This window comes from Rugosimonospora africana (assembly GCF_016862975.1).
In the GTDB taxonomy this organism is placed as follows: Bacteria; Actinomycetota; Actinomycetes; order Mycobacteriales; family Micromonosporaceae; genus Rugosimonospora; species Rugosimonospora africana.
Genome location: NZ_BONZ01000094.1, coordinates 1 through 12393 on the forward strand (window position 1 = coordinate 1; position 12393 = coordinate 12393).

Here is a 12393-nt window from a genome sequence, read left to right on the forward strand (position 1 = left end):
GACGGGCTACGACACTTTCGACCCGGCTGTGGTCCTCCGCCGTCGGCGCCACCCCAGCCGATGTCGACCGCTGCTGGCGAGCGTTCCTACGCCGCTTCGACCTGGAGCACACCTTCCGTCTGTTCAAACAGACCCTCGGCTGGACCCCGCCCGAAGATCCGTACCCCGAGGCCGCCGACCGGTGGACCTGGATCGTCATCACCGCCCACACCCAGTTACGCCTCGCCCGGCCCTTGGCCGCCGACCTGCGTTGCTCGTGGGAACGCCCCGCGCTTCCGCAGTGGCTCACCCCGCTCGGGTCCGGCGAGGTTTCGGAACCTCCGACCGACCAGCGCTCTACCCGCCGGTGCGCCGAAACCCAGCAAGCCCGGCCCCGGCCGCCCACCCGGTTCACCAAACCGCAGACCAGCACCCAGCTATGACATCGGCAAAACCATCAAACGCGACCTGACCATCACAGCCCGCATGCAACGCACTTAAAGAACAAGCTGAGATCCCGTTCCCGAACTGACGTGCGGTGGGCGTGTCGGGGCATCGATGTGGAGAAATTCCTGGTCGACCGAGCCTCTGTTCGGCGGTGCCAGGCTACCCGAGTCGGACGATGAGGTCGCGGGCCGTTTCCTGCAGGTCCTCGTCGTCGTCGATGCTTGCGAACCGTCCGCTGCGTCTCGTGTTGGCCAGTTCCGCTACCAGGTAGGGAAGGGCCGGGGCCGCGGCCGACCCCATCACCTTCAAGACTTGCAGGACGAAGTTCGCGGTTGCGCCGTTGTTATTCCATGCTTGAAGCAGGGTGTCCAGGACGGCCTGCGTATGCACCTCACCAGCGACGTGCCACAGCCCCGCCGCGGCGAAGATCCTGGTCCAGTCATAGCTGTTCTCCAGCAACTCCTGTAGGCGCGGGACGGCCGCGGATCCCGCCGCAGGGGGGATCGTGGCGAGGATGTCGACGGCGTCGCGTATCCAGAAGCTTGTGGTGCCGCTCAATGCATCCAGGACCAGCGGCATGAGCTCGTCTGGTCCGACACCGAGGGCCGACAGGGCTTTGAGCGCGGCGGAACGCACATGCCCGTCCGGGCAGCCGGTCAGAGCCCGGATCATGGACAGCGCCGGGGCTGCCGAGGGCCCGAGTGCTCCCAGCGCCCGTACGGCATCCGCGGCGATCGACCAGTGCTTCAGGCGGACTGCGGTGTCAAGGGTGGCGAGGACCGACGGCAGCGCCGCGGGATCGGCCAGGCGACCGAGTGCGGTCAGCAGTGCGCGCGTGCCGGTGTCGAACGGCTGCTGCGCTGCGAGATCGGCGGCAGCCAGGTGCCGGCAGAGCCGCGGAGTGAACTCCGCCGCGGCCTGAGTAAGGCATCCGGCGACCTCGACGGCCCGCCAGGAGTCAACTTCGCCGTCGAGCGCGGTCAGCAGGTGGGGGACAGCCCGGTCGTCGCCGATGCGGGCCAGGGCCAGCACCGCGTTTTGGTGGGCGCGGCGCAGCCGCCGATCGGGGGCGGCCCACACATCGGGCCCGTGTGTCGCTGTCTGGGAGGAAATGTGCGCGGCGAGGCTGTCGCGGGCGGGTTCGGCGATCGCCTGGCAGGCGGACAGGACGTCTGCGGCTTCGGCCGACACCTCGAAGTTGGCGTCGTCGAGCTGTGTTGCGACCCGTCTGATGAGTGTGCTGTGGTCTCCGCGGCTGTTACGCATGAGGTCTCCCGCCATGCGCAGCGCCCGCAGGCGGCTACCCGGATCGACACTGTCTAGTTGTGCGGTCAACAGCGCCGTGCGGTCGGCGACCCGAGCGCCCAGTGCGGTGTGGAAGGTTCGCAGCAGATCTGTGGTCGGCGTGTAGACAGCGTTGTGGTACTCGAGCTGGCGGAAGGCGTCCGCGATCTGCGGGGGTGCGCCCGTCACCGGGGTGGTCTGGCGCGGCGGACCGGCCCATACGCTCGGCGGCAGCGGGTTGAGGGCGATCCGGTGCACCAGGGCTGCCGTGGTGGGAACGAGGTCCGGGTTGATCGCATCCGGGACGCATAGGGCGCGCTCGGCCAGGGCCGCCAGCCGGATCTCGGGTTCCAAATCGGTGTCGTCGGCGAGGGCGTCGAACCAGGCGGTGGCTTCGCCCAGGGCCGCGGGCAGGCGCAGCGTCAACTGCGCCATCGTCTCGACGAGCAGAAGGCGATGCATAGGCCGTTCTTCGCGCCGGAGACGGTCCTGCACCAGTCCGGCGGCGCGGGGTGCGTCGTCAACGAACTGTGCCAGGGCGGGTATGGCGGCGCGGCGCAGTCGATGGTCGTCGTCGGTGGTGAACGCGATGAAGTCCTCGGCCCGTTCGCGGATCAGGTCCGCGGCCAGGGCGTGGTTGGATTCTTCGCCGGAGTAGTCGACGAGGACGTCGTCGTAGCTTTCGACGGCGTGGGTACCGATGCTCACGAGCAGCCCGACGATCTCCGCCCGGCCTGGCAGATCGGGGGTGCGGGCCAGTTCGAGCAGGAACGGCACGGTGACCGTCGTGCATGAGGTGACGTCGCCCTGATGGTGGACGGCGCTGTAGAACCTGCTCACCGCCTTTGCACGGGCGTCGGCGTCGGGCGAGGCCATCGCTCTCAGCAGCCCGGGCACCTCCTCGGCGGTGCCGTAGGCGTGGTGCAGCGACGACCAGTCGACGTCGTCAAGTCCCGAGAACATGGGCGGCAGTATGCCCGACGCCACCGACAATCCGTGGTCCGGTCAGAGGAAAGACGCTGAGGGCGGGCCCTGTCCTGCTACCGTGTGCCGGAAATCGCACATGTCGATCCGCGGGGGCCTGACAGCGCTGGGAGCAGCATGACCGTGCGTGGGTCAGCAGCGCCGGACATCGCCACGACGCGGTCCGGGCTGCGCATCGAGGCCGAGGATCTGGTCCAGGTCGTCCGGGGCGGGCACCGTACCCTGCGGGGCGTCTCGCTGACCGTCGAGCCCGGCGAACTGGTCGCCATCATCGGAGCCAGCGGTGTCGGCAAGACGACGCTGCTCGACGCGCTCGCCGGGATCCGGCCGCCGGCCGGTGGCCGGGTCCGGTACGGCGGCGTCGACCAGGCGGCCGAGGCGTCCCGGGTGGCGTACGTGCCGCAGGACGACATCATTCACCTGCAGCTGCCGCTGGAGCGGACGCTGCGGTACGCGGCCCGGTTGCGCCTTCCCGCCGGTACCGGCGCGGCGGAGATCGACCGCCGGGTGGCGGAGGTACTCGCGGTGCTCGGCCTGACCGACCGGGCCGGGGTACGCGTCGGGTCGCTGTCGGGCGGCGAGCGCAAGCGCGCCAGCATCGGGGTGGAGCTGCTCGCCCGGCCGCGGGTGCTGTTCCTCGACGAGCCGACCTCGGGCCTCGACCCGCACACCGCGGTCGACCTGCTCCGGCTGCTGCGCCGGATCGCGCGGGACGCGGTACCGGTCGTGGTGACCACCCACAACCCGGCGGACGTCGAACGCTGCGACCGGGTCGTGGTGCTGGCCCGGGACGGACACCTGGCGTTCGCCGGTACCCCGGAAGGGGCCCGCGCCTACTTCGCCGCGGACACGATCGCGGACATCTACGCCCGGATCGCTGAGGAAGCGGATCCGGCGGTGTGGAGCGTGCGGTTCGCCGCCTCGCCCGCCGCGACCGTCACCTCCGCGGCACCCGCCACCCAGCCGGACGCCGTGCCGCCGCCGGGCGCCTCCCCGACCGGCGAGTGGGCCGGCGAGCATGCCGGTGAGCATGCCGGAGAACGGACCGGCGAGCGGGCCAACGAGCATGCCGGCGGCGGTCGAAACGGCGGCCCGAACGCCGCCGGGCGGCCACTCGGCCCGTTCCGGCAGACCGCGCTGCTGACCGTGCGGGGCGTCGACATCCTGTGCCGCAACGGCCTGACGCTGGCCATCCTGCTCGGCTCGCCGGTGGCGGTGGTGCTGATGTTCCTGATGCTGTTCAAGGCGCACGCGTTCGCGTTCGCGCACCCCAGCCCCAGCGCGACCGTCATGGTGCTGTTCTGGATCGCGTTCGGGGTGTTCTTCTTCGGCCTCATCTACGGGCTGCTCCAGATCTGCGCGGAGTTCCCGGTCCTGCGCCGTGAGGTTCGGGCCGGCCTGGGCGTCGTGCCGTACGTGGTGTCCAAGGCCGCGGTGCTGCTGCCGTTGCTGGCGCTCGCCGACCTGTTGCTGCTCGGCGTTCTGCGGGGGCTGGACCGGCTGCCGGCGCTGCCGTGGTCGCGGTTCGGCGCGCTGTACGTGACCGTGCTGCTCGCCTCGGCCGGTGCGCTGGGGCTCGGGCTGCTCTGCTCGGCCGCGGTCTCCGACGCCACCCAGGCGACGCTGATGCTGCCCATGCTCTGCTTCCCGCAGGTGCTGTTCGTCGGCGCGATCCTGCCGGTACCGGTGATGGCTCCGGTTGGCCGCTGGGTCAGCTGGGCGATGTCCAACCGGTGGTGCTTCGAGGCGCTCGGGCACACGGTCGGCGTCGAGCACCTGTGGCGCGACGGCGGATCCCCGCTCGGGCCGCCGCTGCTGGCCACGTACGGGCACACCTTCTCCCGGCCGGTGTGGGTGGACTGGGTGGTCCTCGCCGGCTTCGCCGTACTGTTCTTCGCGGCCACCTGTGCGGTGCTCGCTCGGAAGTACAACCACCGGGTGCGTGCCGCGTGACCGTGACGCTGCCAGCAGTTCCGGACAGCGGTACCCCGGAATTCCTGGCCCGCTACCCGGAGTATTCGACCACGGCCCGGCTGGACGAGCTGCGCACCACCGAGTACGCGCACCTGGACCGTGACGGCGGCGTGTACCTGGACTACACCGGTGCCGGCGTACCCGCGGCGGCCCAGTTGGCCGAACACGCGCGGCGGCTGAGCGAACGCTGTTACGGCAACCCGCACTCGAACAACCCGACCGCACGCGCCTCGGACGAGCGGGTGGCCTCCGCTCGCCGCGCCGTGCTGGCCCACCTGAACGCTTCGCCCGAGGACTACACGGTCATCTTCACCGCCAACGCGACGGCGGCCTGCCGGCTGGTGGGCGAGGCGTACCCGTTCGGTCGCGGGCGACGCCTGGTGCTCACGTTCGACAACCACAACTCGGTCAACGGCATCCGCCAGTTCGCCCGCGACCGGGGCGCCCGGGTGCGCTACGTGCCGTTGGAGCCGGGCGAGTTGCGGGTCGAGGAACGCGACCTGATCGCGGCGCTGCGGCGCGGCGGCCGGGCGCTCACCCGGCGCGGCCTGTTCGCCTTCCCCGCACAGAGCAACTTCACCGGGGTACGGCACCCGCTGCGCTGGGTCGACCTGGCGCACGGGTACGGGTACGACGTCCTGCTGGACGCCGCCGCGTACCTGCCCACCGGCCGGCTGGACCTGACCGCGGTGCCGGCCGACTTCGTCTGTGTCAGCTGGTACAAGCTCTTCGGGTACCCGACGGGCCTGGGGTGCCTGGTCGCCCGGCGCGACGCCCTCGCCCGCCTGCGGCGGCCGTGGTTCGCCGGCGGCACCATCGTCGCGGTCAGCGTCCAGCCGAACTGGCACCGGCTGCTGGACAGCGAGTCGGCGTTCGAGGACGGAACCCTGAACTTTCTCAGCATCCCCGATGTCGAGTTCGGACTGTCCTTTCTGGACAGCGTCGGCGTGGACGTCATCGCGCGCCGGGTCGGCTGCCTCACCGGCTGGCTGCTGCACCGGCTGCTGCAGATGCGGCACAGCAACGGCGCTCCGATAGCGCGCGTGTACGGCCCCGCGGACCTGCGCGACCGGGGAGCCACGGTGACCTTCAACTTCCTCGACCCGGACGGCGGGCTCGTGGACGAACGCCTGGTGGCGCGCGAGACGGCCGAAGCCGGGTTCTCGCTGCGTACCGGGTGCTTCTGCAATCCCGGAGCCGGCGAGGGCGCGTTCGGTATCGGCCGGCGGCGGCTGCGCGGCTCGATGGGCTGGGGGGTGCGTACGGTCGACGAGTACCTGACGCTGATCGGGCTGGCCACCGGTGGCGCGGTCCGCGCCTCGTTCGGGCTGGCGTCGACGTTCCCGGACGTGGAGCGGTTCCTGGCCTTCGCCGAGCGGACCTACCGGGACCGGCGGGCGGACACGACCGGACTGCCGCCGAGACTGGTCTGCTGAACCGGCGACGCCGAGCCGCCGCCCCGGCGTACGCGCCACCAGTGGCGACTGGTCTGGCTCGGCGCGTCTGGCGCGGCGTCAGACGCGCCGAGCCAGACCGGTCGAAAGCGAACACACCGCGGCCAGGCCGGCGCCGGCCGCGTTCACGAAAACGTCGTCGACCGACGACACGCGCCCGAGGTCGAGCACGTACTGCAGGGTCTCCACGGTCACCGAACCGGCGACGGCCACCGCCAGCACGGTCGGCACGCGCGCCGCGAAGCGGATCGGCAGGAAGAAGCCGAGGGCGGCGAAGACCAGCAGATTCCCGCCGATCTGCACGACCAGGTCGGCCGGTGCGAGCTGGGTCAGATCGCGGAGCGGGACGAGGCTGAGCCGGCGCGGGGTGCCGGGTGAGGGGGTGAGGATCATCCAGAGCCACGGCACGGTGCCGGCCACCATCGCCACCTCGGCCACCGCGTACCGGACCGGACGCAGCGGCCACGCCCTCGCCAGTGCCCACACCATCAGGCCGGCCAGCGGCAGCCCGGCGGCGGACACCAGGAGTACACCGCCCCAGCTCTGCCACACCCCGCTCACCGCGCCCACGCTACCGGTGCGCGCCCGGCGGCGGCGTCCCACTGGATCACCGCCGCCGGCAGGCCCGGGATGCTACGACCCGGCGGGCCAGGTCACCTGCGTCGAGGGGTAGTAGTTGACGCCCTGGATCCTCCAGCGCGGCCCCTGCGCACCGAGGCGGGCGTGGAACGCGGTGACGTCGTGGGTGCTCCACGGCGACCAGCCGAGTTCGGCGATGGCCGGCAGGCGCGGGAACGCCATGTAGTCGATGTCGGCGGACGTGACGAGGGTTTCCGTCCACAGTGGAGCTTCGACCCCGAGTACCGACGGCTCGCCGATTCCCGACACGTACGCGCCGGGATTCCAGCCGTACGCCGTGTTGACGTCGATCAGGCCGGCCCAGGTCTGGCCGAGCTTGATCTTCTTGGTGTACTTCATGTCGAGGTACGCGTGGTTGGCGGGTGACATGACGACCTTCGTGCCGGACGCGACCGCCGAGGCCAGTGCCGGGTCGGTCGTGGTGGTGTCCCAGAACTGGGCCACGGTCGAGGGCAGCAGCGTCGCGTTGGCGATGTCGTGCCAGCCGAGGACGGTCTTGCCGTGCGCCGCGACGATCTGCTGCACGCGGTTGACGAAGGACGCGTAGTCCGCCGCCGTGGTGGAGCTGGCCTCGTCGCCGCCGATGTGCAGGTACGGTCCCGGGGTCAGCGCGGCGAGTTCGCCGATGACCTGGTCGATGAAGGTGTACGTCAACTCCAGCGGGACGCACAGCGAACTGAACCCGACGTTCGTTCCGGTGTACAGCTTGGGCGCGACCCCGTTGCAGTTGAGGGAGGCGTAGGAGGCGAGCGCGGCGTTGGTGTGCCCGGGCATGTCGATCTCCGGGATCACGGTCACGTAGCGGGAGGCCGCGTACGCGACGATGGCGGAGTAGTCGGACTGGGTGTAGTAGCCGCCCGGGCCGCCGCCGACCTCGGTACTGCCGCCGTAGGTGGCCAGCCTCGGCCAGCTGGTGACGGCGATGCGCCAACCCTGGTCGTCCGACAGGTGCAGGTGCAGGTAGTTAATCTTGTACTGAGCGATCTCGTCGATGTAGCGCTCGACCTGTGCGACGGTGAAGAAGTGCCGGGCGACGTCGAGCATCGCCCCCCGGTAGGCGAACCGCGGATAGTCGACGATCGTGCCACCCGGCGCCGTCCACGGTCCCGGCGCGGTCGTGCGGCTCTGCACAGCCGGCGGGAGCAACTGGAGCAGCGTCTGCACGCCGGCGAAGAGCCCGGCGGCCTGATTGGCGCGGATGACGACGTCGGTGGCGGTGATGGTGAGCTGGTAGCCCTGCGCTCCGACGCTCGCGGGCGCGCCGGACAGGAGCAGCTCGATGGTGCCCGTGCCACCGGTCGAGACGGGTACCGGGTACCCGGTGGACGGCCGCAGGACGCCGGCCAGGTACGTGCCGACGTCCGCGGCGTCCGAGGCGATCGTGGCTGCCGGGCCGAGCGTGAAGGTCGCGCCGCTGGCGACGGCGCTCACCGGTGCCGGCACGACGACGTTGGGAAACGCCGGGACGGCGGGCGTCCCGGCGGATGCCACGGCGCCGGCCGGTGCGACGGCGCCCGCCCAGAGGAGCGCGGCCGCGGCGAGTCCGACCGGCAGCGCGGTGCGGCTGATCATCCTGTTCATCTGAGTCCCCTTCCCGGTGCCCGGTGAAATCAGCCCGCTGAAATCAGCCCGTCGAGGTCAGCCCGCTGAGGGGCAGCCCGTTGAGGGTCAGCCCGCCAGCACGTCGACCTTCGGCGCGTTCCAGCCGGAGACGCTGACCACCGGGGTGGCGCCCTGCAGGTCCGCCGACCGCCAGGTGACCGTCACCGACTGGGACTCCCCCGGCCAGAGCGTGATGTCGTTGCCGTCCCAGATCGACGACTGCAGCTCGTTGTCGCCCGACGCCTCGCCGCCGCTTGCCGTGCCCCGCCGGATGTCGGCGCGCAGGAAGAACCCGACGGTCGGGGTGGACGAGTTGTTGGTGATGGTGACCGTGGTGCGCCGGTCGGCGCCGGCCGGGCCGGGCTGGCTGACCGTCGTGGCGGACGCGCCGATCGCCGCCGTCGGCAGGTTCTTCAGCGCGGTCAGGTTCGCGTACGACTTCATCGTCGCCTGCGGGTTGCCGATCGTCTTGTTCCAGTTGACGACGTCCGGAGTCGTCGGCTGCCAGTAGACGTTGCGGTCCACGACGGTACCGTTCTGTCGCAGCACAAGCTCGACGAAGTAGACCGTGTTGGCGGTGGTCGGCACCGTGGGGGTGAGCACGGCGGTACGCACCTGCTGGCTGGCCAGCGTGATGGTGCCCGACGTGCGGTCGTCCAACACCGCACCGGCGGTGTTGTAGACCTTCGCCTCGACGGACAGGCCTGCCTGACTCGTCGCGCCCAGGTTGTCCAGGGTCACGGTGCCGGTGTCGAGGGCGTAGAGGGCGTGCAGCGGCCGGTTGGCTGCCTGCACCCCGAAGTACGCGCCGGCCTGGTCGCCGTCGTTGTTGTACAGCGACCACAGCAGCGTCGGCCAGCCCTTGTTGAGCTGCCAGTAGATGGTGCCGGTGGACGGTGCCGCCGTGGCCGTCGAGTGGGCGATGAACGCCTCGAACTGCGCCCGCGTGTTCTCGTAGTTGGCCACCTGGGCCTCCTCGACGTACTGGGCGAGGCTCGACGGGGCGCCGTACCGGCTGCTGATCGCGGTGTCGAGGTTGTACAGGGTGCCGAAGGCGTACCCGGTGTGCTTCGTGCCCTCGTAGTTGGTGTGGTACTGGTTCGCGCCGGGGCTCTGCCACAGTGCCGTCTGGTCGGCGGCGGACAGGAACCGGTTGATGGAGTCGAGGGTCGGCACCGTGTTCCCGGCGCTCTGCTCGCTGTCGAAGCCCCAGGCGCCTCCGGAGTTGGTGAGGTCGCCGCCGCCGGAGTGGCTGGTGTCGTACCAGTAGGTCGGCGGTACCCAGTCGTACGGGCCCTCCTTCTCACCGGCGGCGCCCAGTTGCGGGCTGCTCTTGTTCTCCGCCGAGGAGATGAACGGGCCGGAGTAGTCGGCCGCCGCGAAGCCCTGCAGGGCCAGCGACTCCTGGCTGGAACTCGGCGCGTTGTCGCTCCACTGGAAGCTGAACACCGACGGATGGTCGCGCAGCGCCTGCCCGATGGACTGGGCCGACAGCTGGTACGTGGCGGCGTCCGCGCTGCCGTAGCTGGTGGTCTCCCAGAAGTCGCAGCACTGGAACCCCGCGTTGACGAGGATGCCGGCCGCGTCCATCTGCTGGTAGAAGTCGTCCGGCATGAAGTGACCTTCGAGCCGGACGGTGTTGACGCCCATCCCCTTCATCAACGCGATCTGCTTGGCGATGTCCGCCGACGAGTAGCGCAGGAACAGGTCCGGATCGAAGCCGCCGCCCCGGATGACGATCGGTACGTTGTCGACGCGGAACGCCCGTACGCCGTCGGGTGCCAGAGACGACGCACCGACCAGGGTGGACGTCACGGTACGGATGCCGAATGTCCCACTCGTCGTGGTGAGCACCGTGCCGCCCTGGGCCACGGACGTGGTCAACGTGTACAGCGGCTGCGCTCCGAGCTGGTACGGGTACCAGATCTGCGGATGGGCGATCGTCAGCGCGGCGAACGCGGACGGCGTGAAGGACACGGTCTGGGTGGTGTTCGCCGCCACGGTCACGGTCTGCGTCACGGTGACCGGCGACCCGGACGGCGGGCTGACGGTCGCCGTCACGGCACCGGTCTGCGTGGTACCCGACGTGTTCGTGACGTCCGTCTTCACCGTCAGCGCCGCGCTGCTCAGGTCGGCGGCCGTGTTCTGCACGACGTGGGCGTTGCCGGCGACCAGCGGCCCGCCGGCCTGCAACTGAACGGGGAACTGGATGCCGGTGTTGTTGTCCGGCGGGATCTGCGTCCAGTCCACGTTGTCCAGCGTCAGCATCGTGTTCGGGTTGTTCGGGTACACCTCGATCGCCACCGAGTTGGTACCCGCCCGGAGCAGGCCGGTGACGTCGAAGACCCGCTTCGCGTACGCGCCGGCGACGGTGGCGGACGTGGCCACCTCGGTGCCATCCACCCACACGTCGGCCTTGCCCACGACTCCGTTGACGATGAGCTTCGCGTCCTGCCCGGCCGGTGGTGCGGTGAAGTCGGTCCGGTACCACCAGGGCACGGAGAACTGGGCGATGGTGTCCGCGCCGACCTTCGTCATTTGCCCGAAGCAGGTCTTCATGGTGGCGGAGACGAACACGCCGGGACAGCCGCCGTTCTGAAGCAGGGCGTTGATCTCGGTACCGGGCGCCTGCCCGTCGTCGTTGGCGACGGACAGCCAACCGCTGGTCGAGAATCCCGGCGTCGAGATCTGCGCGCCGGTCTGCGTGGCCGTCGCGCTGGTCAGCACCTTCCAACCGGTGGTGGCACCGAGATCGGTGACGGCACTCGACCCGGTGTCCGCGGCGGTCGAGGTAAGCGCGGCGGTCGAGGCGGGCACGGCCGGTGACGGCGCCGCGTGGGCTGGGGTGTCCAGTACCCCGGCCCACGCCGGCAGTACGGCGACGCCGAGGGTGACCGCCACGGCGGTCAGCTGCCTTCTCCTGGTTGCCTTGCGTCTCATGGGGGTGCGCTCCTTTGAGGTAGGCGCAACTGAGGTCGGCGCAACGGGACGAGCGGTGCGAGCCGGTGGGGCATCGACAGTTGTTAGGAAGGCAGTCTAACCATCAGCGCCGAGCATATCGACGCCAGTCGGTTCCAGCTCGGTAACGGGGCTTCGGTGAGGGGGTTCGGTCACGGGGCTTGGGTCACCGGGGGCTTCGGCCACCGGGGGCTTCGGCCACCGGGGGCTTCGGTCACCGGGCCGGTGGCGCGCCGGTCAGCCGAGCGCCTGCATGAGCGGGACGAACCAGCGGTCGCGGTCGCCGGGAAGCGCCGGGGCGCCGTACGCCATCACCGTGGTGGATCCGCTCTCCGGTACGCCCCGGCGGGCCGCCCACTCGCGCAGCCCGGGATGCCGGCCGTCGAGGTCGAGCCGGACCGGTCCGTCGACCGTCGCGGCGATGTCGCCCATCAACGCCCTCGCGTCCGTCTCGTCCCGCGCGATGACCGGCCCGATGACGACGTTGTCGACGTTGCGCCACGCGCCGGCGAAGCCGCTGACGATCCCCTGCCGCCGCACCACCCGGATCCGCTCGGCGAAGTCCGGCAGCCGCCGCACGACATGCCCCCGGTCGGCGCCGCAGACCTCGGCGTCGAGCCGGAGCATCGCGGCCAGGTCGCCGGGGCCGGCGTCACTGGTGCCGGCCGGGTCGGTGGGCTCGAACGGGCCCACATGCGTGTGGGTGGCGCCGATCCGGACGAAGCCCAGCTTCTCGTAGAGCGGGCGCCCGTGCCGGGTCGCGTTGAGGAACACGGTCGCGTCGCCGGCCTCGCCGAGCGCATGTGCCATCAGCCGCCGGCCCAGGCCACGCCGGCCGTACCGGGTGGCGACGAGCACCATGCTGATGGCCGCCAGCCGGTTGCCGTACCGGGTGAGCACGGTGGTGCCGACCAGGTCCCCGGCATCGTCGCGCAGCCCGTACACGGTGCCGACGGCGAAGAGTAGCCGCCACTTGTGCTCCTCGGGCAGCCACTCGCGGTCCTCGGCAAGTGCGAGGCAGGCGGGCAGGTCGTGGGGCGTCAGCCGCTCGATCCGGTCGATCACCGGCCCA

General features: G+C 70.8%; 7 protein-coding genes and 1 pseudogene. 3 read left to right on the top strand and 5 right to left on the bottom strand.

The window, feature by feature from the left end; translation table 11 throughout:
• Nucleotides 1-480: pseudogene (locus Raf01_RS42345) on the top strand (NF041680 family putative transposase); the annotation flags it as partial.
• Between the two features lie 105 nt (nucleotides 481-585).
• On the opposite strand, the gene Raf01_RS42350 reads toward Raf01_RS42345, so the two are convergent.
• Nucleotides 586-2673 carry a HEAT repeat domain-containing protein gene (locus Raf01_RS42350; protein ID WP_203923788.1) on the bottom strand — a complete coding sequence of 696 codons (2088 nt, stop codon included), beginning with the start codon at nucleotides 2671-2673 and terminating at the stop codon, nucleotides 586-588.
• Nucleotides 2674-2811: 138 nt separating this feature from the next.
• Here Raf01_RS42350 and Raf01_RS42355 point away from each other — a divergent pair, with 138 nt between their 5' ends.
• Together Raf01_RS42355 and Raf01_RS42360 are read left to right on the top strand one after the other, a co-directional pair.
• Nucleotides 2812-4647 carry an ABC transporter ATP-binding protein/permease gene (locus Raf01_RS42355; protein ID WP_203923789.1) on the top strand — a complete coding sequence of 612 codons (1836 nt, stop codon included), beginning with the start codon at nucleotides 2812-2814 and terminating at the stop codon, nucleotides 4645-4647.
• Nucleotides 4644-6104, top strand: coding sequence for an aminotransferase class V-fold PLP-dependent enzyme (locus tag Raf01_RS42360; protein WP_239134408.1), 1461 nt, complete (start codon nucleotides 4644-4646; stop codon nucleotides 6102-6104). Before Raf01_RS42355 ends, Raf01_RS42360 begins: the two co-directional genes overlap by 4 nt.
• Nucleotides 6105-6182: 78 nt before the next feature.
• Here Raf01_RS42360 and Raf01_RS42365 read toward each other — a convergent pair whose 3' ends face one another.
• The 4 genes from Raf01_RS42365 to Raf01_RS42380 form a co-directional block, all read right to left on the bottom strand.
• Entirely contained in the window at nucleotides 6183-6683 is a 501-nt protein-coding gene (locus Raf01_RS42365) for a VanZ family protein (protein WP_239134409.1), read from the bottom strand.
• Between the two features lie 72 nt (nucleotides 6684-6755).
• A complete protein-coding gene (locus tag Raf01_RS42370) occupies nucleotides 6756-8342 on the bottom strand; it encodes a beta-N-acetylhexosaminidase (protein WP_275413178.1) in 1587 nt (528 codons plus the stop codon).
• A gap of 87 nt (nucleotides 8343-8429) precedes the next feature.
• Complete coding sequence (locus tag Raf01_RS42375) at nucleotides 8430-11303, bottom strand: glycoside hydrolase family 2 protein (RefSeq protein ID WP_203923790.1); 2874 nt, start codon at nucleotides 11301-11303, stop codon at nucleotides 8430-8432.
• A gap of 255 nt (nucleotides 11304-11558) precedes the next feature.
• Nucleotides 11559-12386 (bottom strand): GNAT family N-acetyltransferase, encoded by an 828-nt coding sequence (locus Raf01_RS42380; protein WP_239134410.1) that lies wholly within the window; start codon nucleotides 12384-12386, stop codon nucleotides 11559-11561.
• Nucleotides 12387-12393 lie beyond the last annotated feature (7 nt).